Source organism: Pedobacter caeni, assembly GCF_900129215.1.
In the GTDB taxonomy this organism is placed as follows: Bacteria; Bacteroidota; Bacteroidia; order Sphingobacteriales; family Sphingobacteriaceae; genus Pedobacter; species Pedobacter caeni.
In genome coordinates, this window is the sequence record NZ_FQUQ01000002.1 from 371736 (window position 1) to 390917 (window position 19182).

17 protein-coding genes are annotated in these 19182 nt (G+C 42.1%); all 17 read left to right on the forward strand.

Features of this window, described 5'->3' with window-relative positions; genetic code table 11:
• The 17 genes from BUC20_RS08950 (at position 1) to BUC20_RS09030 (ending at position 19170) form a co-directional block, all read left to right on the forward strand.
• Entirely contained in the window at positions 1–828 is an 828-nt protein-coding gene (locus BUC20_RS08950) for an ABC transporter permease (RefSeq protein ID WP_073230131.1), read from the forward strand.
• A gap of 48 nt (positions 829–876) precedes the next feature.
• A complete protein-coding gene (locus tag BUC20_RS08955; RefSeq protein ID WP_073230133.1) occupies positions 877–1740 on the forward strand; it encodes a glycine betaine ABC transporter substrate-binding protein in 864 nt (287 codons plus the stop codon).
• 203 nt (positions 1741–1943) lie between these two features.
• Entirely contained in the window at positions 1944–2687 is a 744-nt protein-coding gene (locus BUC20_RS08960; RefSeq protein ID WP_073230135.1) for a glycosyltransferase family 2 protein, read from the forward strand.
• A 10-nt stretch (positions 2688–2697) separates the two neighbouring features.
• Positions 2698–3786 carry an MraY family glycosyltransferase gene (locus BUC20_RS08965; protein WP_159441079.1) on the forward strand — a complete coding sequence of 363 codons (1089 nt, stop codon included), beginning with the start codon at positions 2698–2700 and terminating at the stop codon, positions 3784–3786.
• A gap of 131 nt (positions 3787–3917) precedes the next feature.
• Complete coding sequence (gene gap / locus BUC20_RS08970; RefSeq protein WP_073230136.1) at positions 3918–4913, forward strand: type I glyceraldehyde-3-phosphate dehydrogenase; 996 nt, start codon at positions 3918–3920, stop codon at positions 4911–4913.
• 89 nt (positions 4914–5002) lie between these two features.
• The gene (locus BUC20_RS08975) at positions 5003–6196 is read left to right on the forward strand and encodes a phosphoglycerate kinase (RefSeq protein WP_073231742.1); all 1194 of its coding nucleotides are present in this window, start codon (positions 5003–5005) and stop codon (positions 6194–6196) included.
• A gap of 201 nt (positions 6197–6397) precedes the next feature.
• A complete protein-coding gene (gene mraZ, locus BUC20_RS08980) occupies positions 6398–6871 on the forward strand; it encodes a division/cell wall cluster transcriptional repressor MraZ (RefSeq protein WP_069379157.1) in 474 nt (157 codons plus the stop codon).
• The gene (gene rsmH, locus BUC20_RS08985; protein WP_073231743.1) at positions 6861–7766 is read left to right on the forward strand and encodes a 16S rRNA (cytosine(1402)-N(4))-methyltransferase RsmH; all 906 of its coding nucleotides are present in this window, start codon (positions 6861–6863) and stop codon (positions 7764–7766) included. The genes mraZ and rsmH overlap by 11 nt, the downstream gene beginning before the upstream one ends.
• Positions 7763–8182, forward strand: coding sequence for an FtsL-like putative cell division protein (locus BUC20_RS08990; protein ID WP_073230138.1), 420 nt, complete (start codon positions 7763–7765; stop codon positions 8180–8182). The genes rsmH and BUC20_RS08990 overlap by 4 nt, the downstream gene beginning before the upstream one ends.
• Positions 8172–10274, forward strand: coding sequence for a penicillin-binding protein (locus BUC20_RS08995; protein WP_073230140.1), 2103 nt, complete (start codon positions 8172–8174; stop codon positions 10272–10274). Before BUC20_RS08990 ends, BUC20_RS08995 begins: the two co-directional genes overlap by 11 nt.
• 1 nt (position 10275) lies before the next feature.
• Positions 10276–11733, forward strand: coding sequence for a UDP-N-acetylmuramoyl-L-alanyl-D-glutamate--2,6-diaminopimelate ligase (locus BUC20_RS09000; protein WP_073230142.1), 1458 nt, complete (start codon positions 10276–10278; stop codon positions 11731–11733).
• Positions 11733–12980, forward strand: a complete 1248-nt coding sequence (gene mraY / locus BUC20_RS09005) for a phospho-N-acetylmuramoyl-pentapeptide-transferase (RefSeq protein WP_073230144.1) — start codon at positions 11733–11735, stop codon at positions 12978–12980. The genes BUC20_RS09000 and mraY overlap by 1 nt, the downstream gene beginning before the upstream one ends.
• Entirely contained in the window at positions 12980–14323 is a 1344-nt protein-coding gene (gene murD / locus BUC20_RS09010) for a UDP-N-acetylmuramoyl-L-alanine--D-glutamate ligase (protein ID WP_073230146.1), read from the forward strand. Before mraY ends, murD begins: the two co-directional genes overlap by 1 nt.
• Before the next feature lie 3 nt (positions 14324–14326).
• Positions 14327–15493 carry an FtsW/RodA/SpoVE family cell cycle protein gene (locus BUC20_RS09015; RefSeq protein ID WP_200800916.1) on the forward strand — a complete coding sequence of 389 codons (1167 nt, stop codon included), beginning with the start codon at positions 14327–14329 and terminating at the stop codon, positions 15491–15493.
• 6 nt (positions 15494–15499) lie between these two features.
• A complete protein-coding gene (gene murG / locus BUC20_RS09020; protein ID WP_073230148.1) occupies positions 15500–16633 on the forward strand; it encodes an undecaprenyldiphospho-muramoylpentapeptide beta-N-acetylglucosaminyltransferase in 1134 nt (377 codons plus the stop codon).
• Positions 16614–17969 carry a UDP-N-acetylmuramate--L-alanine ligase gene (gene murC / locus BUC20_RS09025; RefSeq protein WP_073231745.1) on the forward strand — a complete coding sequence of 452 codons (1356 nt, stop codon included), beginning with the start codon at positions 16614–16616 and terminating at the stop codon, positions 17967–17969. Before murG ends, murC begins: the two co-directional genes overlap by 20 nt.
• Positions 17962–19170, forward strand: coding sequence for a cell division protein FtsQ/DivIB (locus BUC20_RS09030; protein WP_234994485.1), 1209 nt, complete (start codon positions 17962–17964; stop codon positions 19168–19170). Before murC ends, BUC20_RS09030 begins: the two co-directional genes overlap by 8 nt.
• The last annotated feature ends 12 nt before the right edge of the window (positions 19171–19182 follow it).

The window sequence follows — 19182 nt, forward strand, 5'->3', positions numbered from 1 at the left end:
ATGATACATATAGGAACTTATATAGAACAATTTATAAACTGGCTTACCCTTCATTTTGGCGCTTTATTTCAGGTCATCAAAGTAGTGGTAGAGTCTGTAGTGAATGCTGTGGAGTGGACCCTGATGTTCCCCCCATTTTATGTGGTCATTGCATTAATTGCATTTCTGGCCTGGAAAAGGACAGGATGGGGACTGATGTTGTTTACGCTTTTGGGCTTAACCCTGATCTGGGGAATGGGGTATTGGGCACAAACCATGGCAACATTGGCATTGATCTTATCTGCGGCTTTTATAGCCTTGTTAATGGGCATTCCCTTGGGGATATGGGCGGCAAAAACACCCATGGCGGGAAAACTGATCAGACCAGTGCTCGATTTGATGCAAACCATGCCAGCTTTCGTTTACCTGATTCCTGCTGTACTGTTCTTTGGACTTGGAAAGGTTCCGGGAGCCTTTGCTACCGTGATCTTTGCAATGCCTCCGGCAGTACGTTTAACTACACTGGGCATCAGTCAGGTGCCAAAAGATATCGTGGAAGCGACGCGCTCTTTCGGGGCAACACCCCGACAATTGCTGTTTAAAGTAGAATTGCCTCTGGCATTACCGACCATCCTGGCAGGAGTAAATCAAACCATTATGATGGCGCTTTCTATGGTGGTGATTTCTGCCATGATTGCTGCAGGTGGCTTAGGTGAAGTGGTACTTAAAGGGATCACGCAACTGAAAATCGGTTTAGGCTTTGAAGGTGGGATTGCAGTTGTAATTCTCGCAGTAATCCTCGACCGTATTACTCAATCTTTCGGGCCAGTGAAAAAGATAAACGCGTAGGCTGGTCAGCGTATAAATTGATCATCAACAAATAAAAAACAACATACCATGAAAAAAATAATCAGCGGAATATTAATCGCATTGACCATCGGGATGGTTTACTCCTGTGGAAATACTGTAAATGATAAAAAAGTAACCATAGCCTATGTAAACTGGGCAGAGGGAGTAGCGATGACGCATTTGTCTAAAGTCCTGCTGGAAAGAGAAGGATATACTGTAGACTTGAAAAATGCAGATGTAGCACCAGTGTTTGCTGCAGTAGCAGGAGGGGATGCTGATGTGTTTCTGGATACCTGGATGCCGGTAACGCACAAAGAATATCTGGATAAATTTGGGGCTAAGCTGGAAATGCTGGGCACCAATTTTAAAAACGCAAGAATCGGTCTGGTGGTTCCCGACTATGTAAAGATCAATAGCATAGCGGAACTAAATGCCAATGCAGCGATGTTTGATGGTAAGATTGTGGGCATCGATGCTGGTGCAGGAATCATGAATAAGGCCGAAGCTGCGGTTAAGGATTATGGTTTGAAACTGGAACTGCAGTCTGCAAGTGAGGCGGCGATGCTGGCGATATTGAAGAAAAGCATTGATGCAAAACAACCTATCGTGATTACCGGTTGGGCGCCACACTATATTTTCAGTACTTATAAACTTAAATTCCTGAATGATCCTAAAGGTGTTTTTGGTGCAGTGGAATCTATACAGACGGTAGCGAATAAGGATTTTGTAACCGCAAACCCTCAGGTGACGGCATTCTTTAGAAATTTTCAGTTGGATGATGCTGAATTGGGTTCATTAATGGCTGCTATGGAAAGTAGCAATGAGGAGAAGGCTGCTGTTGAAAAATGGCTGACTGAACACGCAGAGCTGGAAACACAGATGAGGTCTTTCCTGAAATCGGAAGACAATTAATCTTCATACCTATGTAATGAAAAGCGGCCCGGAAGTTATTCTTTCAGGCCGTTTTTCATGTGTCTGCCGGAATTTTTTTCCGGTTTTTTTTGTGCCGGCATACTTTTGTTAAGCTGTGGTTTAAATATTTAATTATTTATTAGTGATATTAATTAACTGTTGATTATTTTAAGTATATTTGGTTTTATATATATTAAAGAATAATGAAAATAAGTGTGGTTACAGTTGTTTTTAATAACGTGGAGTTTATTGAACAATGTATCTTATCGGTGGCTGCTCAGGACTATCTTTCTATAGAGTATGTTGTAGTTGACGGGGGATCAACGGATGGGACGGTTTCTGTCATCAATAAGCATCTGAAGCACATTTCTTATTTCTGTTCTGAAAAAGACAGGGGCCTGTATGATGCCTTAAATAAGGGGATTGCACTAACTACCGGAGAGGTTGTAGGGGTATTGCACGCGGATGACTATTTTCCCGATGCGGGCATCCTTACTGAAGTGGCAGCCTGCTTTAAAAAACATCAGTGTGAGGGGGTCTATGGAAATGTGAATTTCATACAGAGGCGCTGGCCCTCTGAGTTGCGAAGGAAATGGGTTTCTAAAGCTTATCAAAGGAAAGACCTGAGGTATGGATGGATGCCCGCACATCCTTCCCTTTTTTTAAAAAGAGCCCTGTTTTGTTCCTTAGGGGGATATTCCCTGGATTATGGCACCTGCGCGGATTATGAGTTGATATTGAGGTATTTCTACCGCAACCGGATTGAAGCCGTATTTCTGAATAAGGTTCTGGTAAATATGAGGCTTGGTGGATTGAGTAACGGGTCTTTCCGGAAAATAAGCCGTGCAGCAGTTTATGATTATAAGGCTTTAGCTGCCCATAAAATCCCTTATCCTTTTTTCGTACTGCTGCTGAAAAAGCTCAGAAAAGTAAGACAGTTTTTTTAATTGGATGCACATGGAATGTATTGGCTATTTTATCTTCAGTTTCTTGCTTGTAGTGCTATTGTTGCCGGTCGTGATTCGTTTATCTGCTCTGTTAGGCCTGTTTGATGAGCTTGATGCTTACCGGAAAAAGCATGAACAACAGATATCAAGGCTTGGGGGGATCGCCATTTTCACAGGGGTATTTATTCCTGTATTGTTGTTTCTGGGTTTAAAGGCAGATCTGAAAATGCTTTTCTTTCTGGCTTCCTGCTTCCTTTTGTTTATGCTCGGTTTGAGTGATGATGTTTGCGGAATCAGTCCGCTTCTGAAGTTTTTTGTGCAATTGTTATGTGCAGTGACGCTGGTTTTATACGGGGGGCATAATGAACCTGTGATGGTTGATCTGGATCCGGGCTTTCGCCCGGATTTGGCTTTTCTCGTTTTCTTCCTGGTATTGCTCATGAATGTCTTTAACCTGATCGATGGTCTGGACGGTCTGGCTGCAACTTTAGGTGTTTTTGTAAATCTTTTCTTTGGTGTGATACTCTTCATCGGACAAGACCATACTTATGCTGCAATCGCCTTTACCCTGTCCGGATCACTCGCAGGTTTCCTGTTATACAACTTCTCTCCGGCAAGAATATTTATGGGAGATGCAATGGCCATGGTAACCGGGTTGATTTCCGGATTGATGGCATTAAGGTTCATGAAGCTGCTAAATTCAGGAGGTATTGTTCTTCTTACTGCTGATGCAGCGATGGCGATAGCGATTTCGGTACTGATCGTTCCGGTATTCGATGGTCTGCGGGTCTTTTTGATCCGCTTATTGCATCGAAAGCCTCCTTTTAAAGGGGATAGAAATCATGTCCATCATCGTCTGAAATTATTAGGATATACAGACCGGCAGGTGGTCCTTTGCTTATTTGCTTTTAATGTCAGTATGTTGGGACTGACCTTACTGCTCCGGCATCTTGGTAGTTTTACACTGATCTTTCTGTTGTTTTTGATTTGTATTTTGTCAAATGGACTGCTCACTTTTCTGATCCGGAAAATGGCTGATAAAAAATACCGCTTAAGGGATGTCCTGCTTAGGGATACCCTGAATATCAGAGGAAGTTAATCGTTGCGTAATTTTTAATATTCTATCCGGAATTTGTACTGCTCCTATAAAGAATATAGGTACTTTTGCGCCGTAATTTAAAAGGCCGAGGGGCATTCTGAATTGCAGAACCAACAAAACAACAGATAGAAATGAATATAGCAATTAATGGTTTTGGTAGAATTGGCCGTATATTCTTACGTAGGGCGATTGAGAAAAACATCAATGTTGTTGCCATCAATGATTTAGGTGATCCGGCAACGCTGGCACACCTGTTTAAATATGATACGGTACACAGAGGGTTTAAAGGAGAAATTTCTTTTGAATCGGATGCCTTAATTATTAATGGAAAGAAAATTCAGGTGTATTCAAAAGCGAATCCTGAAGAACTTCCATGGGGAGAACTGGGAATTGACCTGGTTCTGGAATCTACAGGAAAATTTATCAGCAGGGCAGGAGCAGGCAAACATTTACAGGCAGGTGCCAGACAAGTGTTGATCTCTGCACCGGCCTCGGATAAAGACATTCCTATGGTGGTGCTTGGGGTAAATGATGAAGCCATCGATTTAAAAAGTTCCATCCTTTCCAATGCTTCCTGTACCACAAACAATGTGGCACCAATGGTAAAAATATTAGATGACAACTGGGGCGTGCTGGAAGGATACATTACCACTGTTCACTCCATGACAGGGGATCAGAACCTCCATGATGGTCCGCATAAAGATTTGAGAAGGGCAAGGGCAGCTTCTGCTTCTATCATTCCGACAAGTACAGGTGCTGCAAAAGCAATCACCAATATTTTTCCTCATCTGGAAGGTAAATTAGGAGGAGCAGGGATCAGAGTTCCGGTGCTGAATGGGTCTTTAACTGATTTTACCTGTCTTTTGAAATCCCCTGCAAGCATTGCAGAAATTAATGCAGCGTTTAAAAAAGCTTCAGAAAATGAGATGAAAGCTTTAGTGGAATATACAGAAGATCCGATTGTTTCCGTTGATATTTTAGACAATCCACACTCTTGCATTTTTGATGCACAGCTTACCTCTATTGTGGGGGATATGGTTAAAGTGGTAGGGTGGTATGACAACGAATCGGGATATTCTGCCAGACTGGTGGATTTGATTCAAAAAATTGAGCAGGTAAAGGGCTAAATATTTTGAAATTGATGGGCTGACATCCGTTAATGCTGCTTATATTTGGTGCAATGCCCGTTAAACCAATAATTCTAAACAATAACATAATGAAGACAATAGACCAGTGTAATTTCAAAGATAAGAAAGCCTTAATCAGAGTAGATTTTAATGTCCCTCTGGATGCGGAATTTAACATTACCGATGATAAAAGAATGCGTGCTGCATTACCTACCATTACTAAAATATTGAATGACGGTGGTTCAGTGATTCTGATGTCTCACCTGGGCCGTCCGAAAGGCGGGCCTGAAGATAAATATTCTTTGAAACACATCTTAGGTGACCTTTCCAGAATGTTGGATTTAGAAGTGAAGTTTGCTGACGATTGTATCGGTACATCGGCTGTAGATAAAGCCAGAAACCTGGAGCCGGGCCAAGTATTGTTATTGGAGAATCTGCGTTTCTATAAAGAAGAAGAAAAAGGAGACCGTGATTTCGCAGAAAAGCTGTCTAAGCTTGGAAATGTATATGTGAATGATGCTTTTGGTACTGCACACCGTGCACATGCCTCTACTTCAATTATTGCTGAATTTTTCCCTAACGATAAATACTTCGGTTATCTGATGGCCGAAGAATTGAAAAATGCAGAAAAAGTAAACCATGGTGCAGTGAAGCCTTTCACCGCAATTATGGGTGGTGCCAAGGTTTCTGATAAAATTTTATTGATCGAGAGCTTATTGGACAAAGTAGATAACCTGATCATTGGTGGTGGAATGGCTTATACGTTTGCAAAAGCTCAAGGTGGTGAAATCGGTACTTCATTATTGGAAGAAGACAGAATGGCACTTTGTCTGGAGTTGCTGGAAAAAGCAAAAGCCAAAGGGGTAAATTTATATCTCCCACTTGATACCACCATCGCTGATAAATTTGCAAATGATGCAGAGAAAAAGGATGTAGATACTGGTCATATCCCTGCAGACTGGATGGGACTGGACATCGGTCCGAAAACTGTTGAGCTATTTTCTAAAGTGATTAAAGAGTCAAAAACCTTACTTTGGAATGGTCCGATGGGTGTTTTTGAAATGGCTAATTTTGAGCATGGTACCCGTGCTGTTGCGGATGCGGTTGTTGCTGCTACTCAGGATAATAGCGCTTTTTCATTAATCGGTGGCGGTGATTCTGCTGCGGCAATTGCCAAGTTTAATTTAGAAGATAAAGTAAGTTATGTATCTACCGGTGGTGGTGCATTGTTAGAATATATGGAAGGCAAAGAATTGCCGGGAGTAAAAGCCATCAATGTGTAACATTTGTGACTAAATTTAGGACAGGCGTTTCGTTTTTGACGAAACGCCTGTTTTTTTTACCACCTTGATTTAGGCCTTTTTAGCACTTTAAAGGGGCAAAAATCTTGGTACGAAATATGTTGATAATTTTTTGTGGTAGAATGTGGTAAAAAGTGGTAGAAATATCTATTTTTACCCTACATAAAAAGTGCACATATAAAAATGGTTCAACTGTTAGGAGAATTTGATTGTAAATTGGATGCGAAAGGCCGCTTGATGGTTCCTTCGTCTCTGAAAAAACAATTGCCCAACGTTGAGCAAGAGGGACTTGTGATTAACAGAGGCTTTGAAAAGCACCTGGTGATCTATCCGAAAAAAGTATGGGAGGGAATCGTGGAAGAGTTAAGTAAGTTGAATCCGTACGAACAAAAAAACAGAGAATTTATTCGATATTTTACCCGCGGCGCGACGGAATTGACTCTGGATGCGACCGGAAGGGTGAATTTACCTAAGTCTTTATTGGAATCTGTAGGCATTGAGATCAGTGCTGAACTGGTATTGGCCTGTCAGTTTGACAAGATCGAAATCTGGTCCAAAAAAGCGTATGATGCTTTGTTTGATAAAGAGCCTGAAAACTTTGCAATGCTTGCAGAAGAAGTAATGGGCAATAAGAACAGGAGGAATGATGGAGAATAATTACCACATCCCCGTAATGTTGAAAGAATGTATCGATGGTTTGAGTATCAAGCCTGATGGTGTATATGTGGACGTGACCTTTGGTGGTGGCGGACATTCAAGAGAAATCCTGAAGCATTTAGGTAAAGACGGAGTGTTGATCGCCTTCGATCAGGATCCTGATGCCCAAAGGAATAAGATTGATGACCCACGTTTTATTTTTGTAGACCAGAATTTTGCCTTCATCAAAAATAACCTGCGCTTGCTGGGTTATAAAGCCGTAGATGGAATTCTGGCCGACCTTGGCGTTTCTTCTCATCAGTTTGATGTGCCGGAAAGAGGTTTTTCTACCAGGTTTGAATCTGACCTGGATATGCGTATGGACAAACAAGGCGCTTTAACAGCTGCTGAGGTTTTGAATACCTATACAGAAGATAAACTTCATAAAATTTTCGGAATCTATGGTGAAGTGAAAAATGCTAAATCACTGGCCCGTGCCATCGTTACCGGCCGTGTGGAACAACCGATTAAAACACTTGCTGATTTTAAAAGAGCTGCAGGTGCGCATATTCCGAAAGGAAAAGAGCATAAGTATATGGCTCAGGTGTTTCAGGCTTTACGCATTGAGGTCAACGCAGAAATAGAAGTGCTGGAGAATTTTTTAATGCAAACTGCTGATGTGTTGAAAACAGGAGGCCGTTTGGTGGTGATGTCTTACCATTCTCTGGAAGACAGACCGGTTAAAAATTTTATAGCAAAGGGGAAATTTAAAGGTGAGGTAGAAAAAGATTTTTATGGGAACGAACAAAAACCCTTTAAAATCATCACCAGAAAAGCAGTGATTGCGGATGCTGAAGAGCTGGAACGCAATAGCAGGGCAAGGAGTGCCAAACTCCGGATTGGAGAAAAGCTATGAATAACGAGTTCAGGCATCATATAGAAGAGGAGGATTTGGAACCTGAAGAAATTCAGATCAAGAAACCACGGAGGAAAGAAAGGGAGCCTGAAGGTGAAAAAGCGTTCTTTAAAAAGTTATTTACCGAGGGTGTAGTAACTAAGGAAGCGGCAACAGACATGTTACCGTTTTTGCTGTTTTTGTCTGTTTTGTGTATGCTGTACATTGCAAACAGCCATATGGCGGTAAAGAACATTAGAAGTATTGATAAATTAAATAAAGAAGTAAAGGAGTTAAGCTGGGAATATAAGTCGCTGAAAGCAGACTTAATGTTTAAAAGCAAATTAACTGAAGTTGCTAAAAAGGTAGATACATTGGGGATTAAGGAATTAACCGAACCTCCTAAAAAAATTGTAATAAATACGAATGAACATTAGAGCAAACATATTATTGCGTGTTTATCTGTCTTTCGGACTGATTGTACTGCTTGCCGTGGCAGTATTGGTCAGACTATGCGATGTACAATTTGTAGAGGGGCATAAATGGCGTGCCATGGCCGATAGCCTCTCTACTAAGTATATCAATGTGGAAGCTGCACGTGGAAATATCTATTCATCAGACGGAAGTCTGCTGGCAACCTCTATTCCTGAGTATGAACTGAGGATGGATTTGTTTGCCGGTGGAATCGATGATGATAAAGTGTTCTATGGAAAAGTAGATTCTTTAGCGCTCAGGTTGTCTCAGTTCTTTAAAGATAAAACGCCTAAAGAATATTCGCGTTACCTGCGTTCGGCAAGACAGGACAGTGCCCGTTACCTGCTGATCAAACGTAAGATCGGTTATCAGGAACTGAAAACGATCAGAACATTCCCTTTGTATAACATTGGAAAATATTCAGGTGGTCTGATTGCTGTTCAACAGAACAAAAGAATCAAGCCTTTCAAATTTCTGGCTTCCAGAACAATCGGGTATAAAAACGAGAACGTTGCCAATGGGGTAGGACTGGAAGGTGCTTACGGAAACTATATCAACGGTGAAAGTGGTAAAAGATTGGTTCAAAGGATTGCAGGTGGAGTTTGGATGCCGGTAAACGATGAAGCAGAAGTTGCCCCTAAAGAAGGTGCTGACATTATCTCCACCATCGATATCAATATGCAGGATCTTGCGCAGACTGCCCTGGAAAGACAATTGATCGTAAGTGATGCAGATCATGGTACGGTGATTCTGATGGAAGTAAATACGGGTGAAGTGCGTGCGGTAGCTAATTATACCAGAGTGTCTAAAGGAGTTTACGAAGAGAAGTTTAACTATGCTATCGGTGGTAGCCAGGATCCCGGATCTACGTTTAAACTGGCTTCGTATATGGCGCTTTTAGAAGATAAAAAAGTAGATACGAATACTTTGGTAGATACCGGAGATGGTTTTTACAGAATTCCCGGACATACGATCAAAGATTCACATGGTGGGATTGGGGTAGTAACAGTGATGAAGGCTTTTGAGCAATCGGCAAATACAGCGATTGCGAAATTGGTCAATAACCATTACAAGGACAACCCTTCGCAGTTTACGGATCATCTATATGATATCCATATGAACGAGAAATCGATCTTACAAATCCCCGGAGAAGCAAAACCAGTGATTAAAAATCCTTCCAACAGGAGCTGGAATAAAAACATGACCCTGCCACAAATGGCTTATGGTTATGAAATGCAGATTACGCCTCTTCAGATGCTGACCTTTTATAATGCAGTAGCAAATGATGGGAAATACATTGCTCCAATCTTTGTGAAAGAGATCAGGAGACTGGGAAACCCGATTGAGCAGTTTAACGCCAGGGTAATTAGCGACCGGATCTGTTCAGAGAAAACGATTAAAAAATTACAGGCCATGTTAGAGTCTGTAGTAACCAAAGGAACAGGTAAGCTAATGGGCTCTCCGTTTTACAGGGTAGCTGGAAAAACAGGAACAGCACAGGTGGCAGATGGCAATAAAGGGTATAAGGCAAAGAGAAGCTATCAGGCTTCTTTCTGTGGTTATTTCCCTGCAGATAAACCTAAATACTCGATCATGGTGGCAATCAATGGCCCTAAGAACGGATATTATGGCGCTACAGTGGCAGGTCCGGTATTTAAAGAGATTGCAGACCGCATTTACGCAAGTGATATGCAGATGTATAACAATGTAAAAGACCATTTGGTAGGGAATACGAAAAACCCGGAAGCCAAAGCTGGTCAGAGCAAAGCAGTTAAAAAGGTGTACAATGCTTTAGGAATTAAATCATTATATGCAGCAAAATCTACCTACTTCAATAGCATTGATACCAATAATGGAGTGGTGTATGAAGAGTATAATTCGATCAAAGGGATTATGCCAAACGTAAATGGAATGGGCTTAAAAGATGCATTGTATCTTTTGGGGAATGTAGGATTGAAAACGAAAGTGATCGGAAGTGGAAAGGTGTTTAGTCAGTCGATCCCTTCCGGAAGTAAAATAGGTAAAGGATTAGCAGTGCAATTAGAATTAAGATAGTATGCAGTTACAAGATGTTTTATATGGAATAGCAATAACAAACCTGGTTGGTGTAACCAACAGGGAGGTGACTGCGCTTGCTTTTGATTCCCGTCAAATCATTAAGGACGCTGTATTTTTTGCAATTAAAGGAAGTTTGTCCGATGGACATAAATATATCGCAGATACCATTAATGCAGGTGCTTCAGTGGTGGTTTGCGAGCAGATCCCTGAGCTTACCCATGCAGAGGTAACTTACATTCAGGTAGAAAATACTTCTGTTGCCTTAGGGGCAATGGCAGCTAATTTTTACCAGAACCCATCTTCAAAATTGAAGTTGATCGGGATTACAGGGACAAATGGTAAGACCACCATCGCGACAATATTATTTAAATTGTTCCGTGAGCTGGGTTTTAATGTGGGATTAATCTCCACTGTGCAGAACCACATCAATGATGCGGTGATTCCTGCAACACATACCACACCTAATCCAATTGCTTTAAATGAGCTGTTGCAGAATATGGTGGATGAAGGTTGTGAATACTGCTTTATGGAGGTAAGTTCCCATGCAGTGGTTCAGCACAGGATTGAAGGGCTGACTTTCAGAGGTGGGGTGTTCTCCAACATTACCCATGATCACCTTGACTTTCACAAAACTTTCGACAATTATATTAAAGCGAAGAAAGCATTTTTTGATGCGCTTCCGGCAAGTGCTTTTGCATTGACCAATCTGGACGATAGAAATGGGATGGTGATGTTGCAGAATACAAAAGCAACAAAACAAACTTATGCCTTGAAACAGCTGGCAGACTTTAAAGCGAAAGTAGTAGAGAACAGTTTCAATGGTTTACACCTGGATATCGACCATTCAGATGTGTTCTTTAAACTGGTAGGTTCTTTCAATGCGTATAACCTGCTGGCAGTTTATGGAACAGCAGTATTGCTGGATCAGGATAAACTGACGGTATTGACAGCCTTGAGCAACCTGACAGGTGCGGAAGGAAGATTTGATTACATCACCTCCAGTCAGAATATCATTGGGATAGTGGATTATGCGCATACGCCTGATGCAGTTCAGAATGTGTTGAGTACGATTCATGACATCAGAAAAGGAACGGAACAAGTGATTACCATCATCGGTTGTGGTGGTGACAGAGATAAAACAAAACGCCCGGTAATGGCACAAGTGGCCTGCGACTGGAGTGATAAGGTGATCCTGACTTCGGATAATCCGAGATCAGAGAACCCACAAACGATTGTAGAGGAAATGGAAAAGGGCGTGTCGCCAACAAACAAACGTAAGACGTTGAGTATAGTGGATAGAAGAGAGGCGATAAAAACGGCTTGCCATTTAGCAAGACCAGGAGATATCATCCTGCTTGCCGGTAAAGGGCATGAGAAGTATCAGGAGATCAATGGAGTGAGGTATCATTTTGATGATAAGGAAATATTAACGGAACAATTAAACTTAATCAGCTAATGTTGTACTATCTGTATGAATATCTAAATCAGCATTACGATTTCCCGGGATTGAGGTTGTTTCAATACATCACTTTCCGGACTTCATTAGCAGTGATTATTTCCCTGATCATTACCACGGTGTATGGCCGTAGAATTATTGATTACCTGCAAAAAATGCAGGTGGGTGAAACGGTAAGGAACCTGGGTCTGGAAGGACAAATGCAAAAGCAGGGAACACCAACAATGGGTGGAATCATGATCCTGTTGGGGATTCTGGTGCCTACACTGTTGCTGGCCAACCTTTCGAATATTTATGTAATCCTGATGATCATTACCACCATATGGATGGGGATCATCGGTTTCGTGGATGATTATATCAAGGTCTTCAAGAAAAATAAAGAAGGTTTAGCCGGAAGGTTTAAAATTGTAGGGCAGGTTGGTCTGGCTTTAATCATTGGATGGACGATGTATTTCAACCCGAACATTGTGGTGAGACAAACGGTAGATGAGTCGGGAATATCGAAAACTACTGCGCCAATGGTGTTGAGACAAAAAGGAGAAAGCTTTTACTATACGCAGGATGTGAAATCTACCCTGACGAATGTGCCTTTCTATAAAAACAATGAGTTTGATTATGCTAAAGTCCTGAAATTCCTGGGCGATGGCTATGAGAAATATGCGGTATTTGTATTCCTGTTGTTTGTGGTGATTATCGTAACCGCAGTCTCCAATGGAGCAAATATTACAGATGGGATAGATGGCCTGGCAACGGGGACCTCGGCCATTATCGGACTTACACTGGGCTTACTGGCTTATGTATCGGGTAATACCGTGATCGCCGATTACCTGAACATCATGTATATCCCCAATTCGGGAGAGCTGATGATTTTTGCGGGTGCCTTTGTGGGTGCTTGTGTGGGCTTCTTATGGTACAATTCCTACCCTGCACAGGTGTTTATGGGAGATACCGGAAGTCTTGCCATCGGAGGGATCATTGCTGCGTTTGCGATCATGATCCGTAAAGAGTTGTTGATCCCGGTTTTATGTGGTGTATTCCTGATAGAAAACCTATCGGTAATTATCCAGGTGAGCTATTTTAAATATACTAAAAAACGTTTTGGAGAAGGCAGAAGGGTATTCCTGATGTCGCCTTTACACCACCACTATCAGAAAAAAGGATACCATGAAGCTAAGATCGTTACCCGTTTCTGGATCATTGGAATCCTATTGGCAATTATTACCATCATCACTTTAAAACTACGATAATGGAGAATAAGAGGATAGTTGTTTTAGGTGCCGGAGAAAGCGGTGTAGGTGCAGCAATGCTGGCACAGAAACATGGTTTTGATGTGTTTGTGTCTGATTTTGGTGCCATTGCCCCTCAATATAAGGAGCGTTTGGAAGAGCTGAATATCGCTTTTGAAGAGAAACAACATACCACAGAAGAGATTCTGAATGCGCTGGAAGTGATCAAGAGCCCGGGAATTCCCGATAAGGCCCCGATCATTGTGGCACTGAAAAAGAAACAGGTTCCCGTGATCTCTGAAATTGAGTTTGCAAAGAGATATACCAATGCCAAAACGATCTGCATTACGGGATCTAATGGTAAGACAACAACAAGTATGCTGACTTACCACATTCTGAAGAAAGCAGGTTTGAATGTGGGATTGGCAGGGAATATCGGAAATAGCTTTGCTGCTTTAGTGGCTACGGCTGATTTTGACTGGTATGTATTGGAGATCTCGAGCTTTATGCTGGATGATATGTACGATTTCAGAGCAGATATTGCTGTTTTGTTGAACATCACCCCGGATCATCTGGACCGGTACGATTATAAATTAGGGAACTATGCAGCATCGAAAATGCGCATCGCCCAAAACCAGGGTAGTAATGACACTTTCATCTATTGTGCCGATGATGAAGAGACGATAAAGGCAATGAAACATATCAGGTTTAATTCAAAAATGTACCCCTTTTCTATTCGAAAGCAAATCGAAGAAGGAGCATACCTGGAAAGTAACAACATGCATATCAATATAAACCATAAAGACCCATTAACCATGTCCATCATAGAACTAGCGTTACAAGGCAAGCATAATATTTATAACTCTATGGCTTCGGGCATAGTGGCAAAAGTATTAGAGATCAGAAATGCTACCATTCGTGAAAGCATGGGGGACTTCAGGAATATCGAGCACAGACTGGAGCATGTGGCCAGAATCTCTGGTGTAGAATACATCAATGATTCTAAAGCTACCAATGTAAACTCTACCTGGTATGCCCTGGAAAGCGTAAATACAGATGTGATCCTGATCATGGGTGGGGTAGATAAAGGAAATGATTACGACATGCTGAAAGACCTGGTTCGTCAGAAGGTCAGGGCTATTGTATGTTTGGGAAAAGACAATAAGAGAATTCACGAAGCTTTTGAAGATGATGTGGAGGTGATTGTAAATACGTTTTCTGCAAATGAAGCCGTACAGGTGGCTTACCACCTGGCTAAAAAAGGAAATACCGTATTGTTATCACCTGCCTGTGCCAGTTTTGACTTGTTTAAGAATTATGAAGACCGTGGGAATCAATTTAAGATGGCGGTGAAAGAATTATAGATTATGATCGCAATAAATAAGATTTTAGACAAAACAAAAGGAGATCGCTGGATATGGCTGATCATTATCCTTTTGTCTCTGATCTCTATACTTACCGTGTATAGTGCGACGGGAACCTATGCTTATAAAGTGGGTAAAACAGTAGAGAAAGTTTTATTGACCAAGCACCTGATCTTTGTGATTATAGGGGTAGGGATGATCTATGTCGCGCATTTATTGGATTACAAATATTACGCAGGGATTTCGAAAATCCTGATGATCATCACGATCCCATTGCTGTTTTATACGGCAATATTCGGGGCGAGCATCAATGAGGCTTCCCGTTGGGTGAAAATTCCTGTAATCGGACTGACTTTCCAGACTTCCGATTTGGCAAAACTGGCCCTGATTACCTTCCTGGCAAGAATGCTGACGAAGAAGCAGGAAAACATTAAGGATGTAAAAGAAGCCTTTATTCCAATTATGGGATCGGTATGTGTGGTTTTTGCTTTGATTGCATGGGCGAACTTATCTACTGCGATCATGCTGTTTGGGGTAAGCATACTCTTGCTCATCATTGGCAGGATCAGCATCAAGCAGATCTCCATTGTATGTGCAGGCGGGGCAGTATTGCTGTTACTCATTGTATTTTTAGGGCCGAGGTCCGGAACTTATAAATCGAGGGTAAACGCATTCCTGCATCCGGAGAAGCAGAACTCAGATAAAACGTATCAGGCAGATCAATCAAAAATAGCCCTGGCAACAGGTGGGGTATTTGGAAAAGGACCGGGGAACAGTACGCAAAGGAATTTCTTACCCCATCCATATTCGGATTTTATCTTCGCAATTATTGTGGAGGAATACGGTTTGTTAGGAGCATTGACGGTGATTGTTTTGTACCTCGTCCTGCTCTACCGATGTGTCCGGATTGTAACCCAAAGTCCTAAGGCCTTTGGGGCTTTGCTGGCTGCGGGCCTTAGTTTTAGTCTGACGATCCAGGCTTTTGCTAACATGGCCGTAGCAGTAGGATTGGGTCCGGTAACAGGGGTTCCGCTGCCATTGGTGAGCATGGGAGGAACGTCAATGATTTTTACCAGTATCGCTTTCGGGATTATCCTGAGTGTGAGCAGGGATGTAGAAGAAAAAGGTAGTAAAAAAGTAGTTGTAGGTGAAATACCTGCAATGGCATAATATAAGATGAAGAGAGCAACGAGAATAATTATTTCAGGTGGTGGTACCGGCGGACATATCTTTCCGGCGATATCAATAGCGAATGCCTTAAAACGCATGGAGCCGGGCTGCGAAATTTTATTTGTCGGCGCTACCGGCAGAATGGAAATGGAAAAAGTTCCTGCTGCCGGATATAAGATCATAGGTTTAAATATCAGCGGTATACAAAGAGGCTCTATTGCGAAAAATTTAAGTTTGCCATTTAAATTGCTTGGAAGCATGCGCAAGGCCTTGCAGTTAATTGCTGATTTTAAACCGGATGTAGTGGTTGGTGTGGGTGGCTATGCTTCCGGACCAATCCTGTTTGCTGCATCATTGAAAAATGTACCCTACCTGATTCAGGAGCAAAACTCCTATGCGGGGATCACCAACAAATGGCTGGGTAAAAAAGCCGCTAAAATTTGTGTGGCTTTTGACGATATGGATCAGTTTTTCCCAACAGGTAATATCCTTAAAACAGGGAATCCGGTGAGGAAAGATGTGGTGGATATCGCACAAAAACACCATGCAGGTGCAGAATTACTGAAGCTGGATCCTTTAAAGAAAACCATCCTGGTAACAGGGGGTAGCCTGGGTGCAGGAACATTGAATAAAAGCATTGAAAAACACCTGCAGGAATTGATTGATGCTGATGTACAGGTCATCTGGCAAACGGGTAAGTTTTATTATAAAGGGATCGTGGAACGGGTAGGGCTGGATTTCCATCCGAACATCAGGATCCTGGAATTCCTGAATAAAATGGACATGGCCTATGCTGCTGCAGACCTGATCATTTCAAGGGCAGGAGCGGGTACAATTGCAGAGCTTTGCCTGATTAAAAAACCGGTGATCCTGGTGCCTTCACCAAATGTGGCAGAAGATCACCAGACAAAAAATGCAATGGCGCTGGTAAAACATAATGCTGCATTGTTAATCGCCGACCGCTCTGCGGAGGATACGCTGGTAAAAGAGGCTTTGAGTTTATTGAATGATAAGGAACGCAGTAAAATGTTTTCCGAAAATATAGGGAAGATGGCTCTGCCTGATTCCGATAACATAATTGCAGAAGAAGTAATGATTTTAGCGAGGAAAGGAGGTCATGATGGAGTTAGAAACAATTAAGCGGGTTTATTTCGTAGGAATTGGTGGGATAGGAATGAGTGCCCTTGCGCGTTACTTCAAAAACCGCGGTTGTGTGGTATGTGGTTATGACAAGACAAGAACGAATCTGACGATTGCCCTGGAGGGAGAAGGAATTCCGGTTTCTTATGTGGATGAGCTGACTGAATTGCCTGCTGATTTTGCCAGACCTGATGTGGATACACTGATCGTGTATACGCCTGCGATTCCAAAAAACAGCATTTTGCTGAACCATTTCAGGGAGAGTGCCTTTGTATTGAAAAAGCGTTCTGAAGTGTTGGGAATCATTAGTAAAGGTCAGTTCTGTATCGCCGTTGCGGGAACACATGGAAAGACGACCACCTCTTCCATCATTGCGCATGTATTGACGGATACGGGTTTTGGCTGTACTGCCTTTTTAGGAGGTATAGCAACTAATTATAACAGTAACTTTTTACTGGGTGATAACCATGTGGTTGTGGTGGAAGCAGATGAGTATGACCGGTCATTTCTGACCTTACATCCTGATCTTTCTGTGATTACTTCAATGGATGCAGATCACCTGGATATCTACGGTGATGCGGGGCAGCTGGAAGAGTCATTCCGATTGTTTGCCGGACAATTGAAACCGGAAGGAACCTTGTTTGTGAAAGCCGGATTGCCTTTGAAGGAAGGAATCACTTATAGTGCAGGTGCAGCTTCTTCGATCAAAGGGCAGAACATCCGTGTGGAAGGTTCGAAGTTTGTCTTTGATTATGCAGATGGAGATACACTGATAAAGGATTTTCAGCTGATGCTGCCTGGCAAACATAATGTAGAAAATGCAGTTGCTGCCATTGCAGTGGCCTTAAAGCTGGGCATTGATGCGGACAAAATAAAGGTCGCTATTGCCAATTTTAAAGGAGTAAAAAGAAGGTTTGAATATATTGTTAACGGAGATGGTCATATTTATATTGACGATTATGCCCATCATCCGGAAGAATTAAGGGCTTGTTTTGACGCAGTCAGACAACTGTATCCGGAGAAGAAGTTAACGGTGATTTTCCAGCCACACCTGTTTAGCAGGACCCGTGATTTTGCAGACGATTTTGCCAAGGTACTCAGCACGGTGGACGAACTGGTTTTACTGGAAATCTATCCAGCAAGAGAATTGCCATTGGAAGGAATTGATGCTGCTTTTTTATTGAACAAAATCAGCCTTAAAAATAAAGAGATCATTGCGAAAGGCCTGGTGCCGGAGCACATTAAAAATAAGAACCCTGAATTGCTGTTGACAGTGGGTGCAGGGGATATAGATACGTTAATACAACCACTTAAAGCTAATTTCACTAATGTTTAAAGACATCAACTGGAAATCGGTATTTAACAAGTTTGCCTGGATATTTTGTCTGAGCGGCCTGGTGGTGCTTATGAGTTTCGTAAGCAGCAAGAAAAATACGGTGACCATTACGAATGTCAAAATATTAATTCCAGGTGCGGATAACTTTATTGAAAGAGAAGAGATCGATGCGGTTCTAAAGCAGAGCCAGGGTTCTTTAATTGGTCGTAAGCTGGAGCAGATTAACCTTCAGGACATAGAGAAGAAGATTAAATCGAATCCTTACATCGCAATGGCAACCGTATATGCGGACATGGATGGGGTGATTCATATTGAAATTAAGCAGCGTCAGCCCATTTTAAGGGTGATCAATGCGAATGGTCAGGACTATTACATAGACCGGAATGGATTGAAAATGCCGGTATCTCCAAACTTCACGGCCGATGTGCTGGTGGCGAATGGAAACCTGATGGAACATTTTACCGGAAGAGTGGATACACTGATCACTAAACTGGCCAGGGATTTGTATGAGACTGCATTGTTTATCAAGAAGGATACTTTGTGGGATGCACAGATCGAACAGCTGTTTGTAAATGATAAAGAAGATATTGAGCTGATCCCAAGAGTAGGCAATCAACGCATTATTCTGGGCTCCGCAGATTCTTTACAGGTGAAGATGAGAAACCTGCTTGCCTTTTACAAACAAGCCATGCCTAAGGTAGGCTGGGATACGTATAAAACGATCAATATCAAATATACCAATCAGGTAGTTTGTGTGAAAAGTAAACCGGATTCTATAATTGTTAACGGGGTAAAGCGACCGAAAATTGTGGATACTGTGAAAGCAAACAAAGCGGTGGTTGATCAACTGGTGATGCAGCAAATTGCCATGGAAATGAAAAATGACGGAGATGATCCTGACCAGCCTGATGGCGCAGCAGCAGTTCCGGCAACAACGGTTAAGCCGGTTGTAAGTACAAAACCGGCAATGGCAAAACCAGCAACGGTAAAGCCTGCAACTGCGAAGGCGAAGAAACCTGCAGCAGCTACACCGGTAAAGAAAAAGATAGCCCCGCCTGTAAAGAAGGCAACAGTAAAGCCACCGGCTAAACCGGTAGCAAAAAAGACGGCTAAACCGGCGACAACAAAACCGGTAAAAACCGCTGCAAAGAAGCCGGCAGCAAAAGACAATAGTAAAACAGATACCAAGAAGAACAAATAGTATAAAACTCAA

What these genes read in the sequence shown, in the direction of transcription:
- mraY (WP_073230144.1), top strand. Translation starts at nt 11,733, where the DNA reads ATGTTGTACTATCTGTATGAATATCTAAATCAGCATTACGATTTCCCG.
- rsmH (WP_073231743.1), top strand. Translation starts at nt 6,861, where the DNA reads ATGGAGAATAATTACCACATCCCCGTAATGTTGAAAGAATGTATCGAT.
- gap (WP_073230136.1), top strand. Translation starts at nt 3,918, where the DNA reads ATGAATATAGCAATTAATGGTTTTGGTAGAATTGGCCGTATATTCTTA.
- murD (WP_073230146.1), top strand. Translation starts at nt 12,980, where the DNA reads ATGGAGAATAAGAGGATAGTTGTTTTAGGTGCCGGAGAAAGCGGTGTA.
- BUC20_RS08965 (WP_159441079.1), top strand. Translation starts at nt 2,698, where the DNA reads ATGGAATGTATTGGCTATTTTATCTTCAGTTTCTTGCTTGTAGTGCTA.
- mraZ (WP_069379157.1), top strand. Translation starts at nt 6,398, where the DNA reads ATGGTTCAACTGTTAGGAGAATTTGATTGTAAATTGGATGCGAAAGGC.
- BUC20_RS08960 (WP_073230135.1), top strand. Translation starts at nt 1,944, where the DNA reads ATGAAAATAAGTGTGGTTACAGTTGTTTTTAATAACGTGGAGTTTATT.
- BUC20_RS09000 (WP_073230142.1), top strand. Translation starts at nt 10,276, where the DNA reads ATGCAGTTACAAGATGTTTTATATGGAATAGCAATAACAAACCTGGTT.
- BUC20_RS09015 (WP_200800916.1), top strand. Translation starts at nt 14,327, where the DNA reads ATGATCGCAATAAATAAGATTTTAGACAAAACAAAAGGAGATCGCTGG.
- BUC20_RS08950 (WP_073230131.1), top strand. Translation starts at nt 1, where the DNA reads ATGATACATATAGGAACTTATATAGAACAATTTATAAACTGGCTTACC.
- BUC20_RS08995 (WP_073230140.1), top strand. Translation starts at nt 8,172, where the DNA reads ATGAACATTAGAGCAAACATATTATTGCGTGTTTATCTGTCTTTCGGA.
- BUC20_RS08990 (WP_073230138.1), top strand. Translation starts at nt 7,763, where the DNA reads ATGAATAACGAGTTCAGGCATCATATAGAAGAGGAGGATTTGGAACCT.
- BUC20_RS09030 (WP_234994485.1), top strand. Translation starts at nt 17,962, where the DNA reads ATGTTTAAAGACATCAACTGGAAATCGGTATTTAACAAGTTTGCCTGG.
- BUC20_RS08975 (WP_073231742.1), top strand. Translation starts at nt 5,003, where the DNA reads ATGAAGACAATAGACCAGTGTAATTTCAAAGATAAGAAAGCCTTAATC.
- murC (WP_073231745.1), top strand. Translation starts at nt 16,614, where the DNA reads ATGGAGTTAGAAACAATTAAGCGGGTTTATTTCGTAGGAATTGGTGGG.
- BUC20_RS08955 (WP_073230133.1), top strand. Translation starts at nt 877, where the DNA reads ATGAAAAAAATAATCAGCGGAATATTAATCGCATTGACCATCGGGATG.
- murG (WP_073230148.1), top strand. Translation starts at nt 15,500, where the DNA reads ATGAAGAGAGCAACGAGAATAATTATTTCAGGTGGTGGTACCGGCGGA.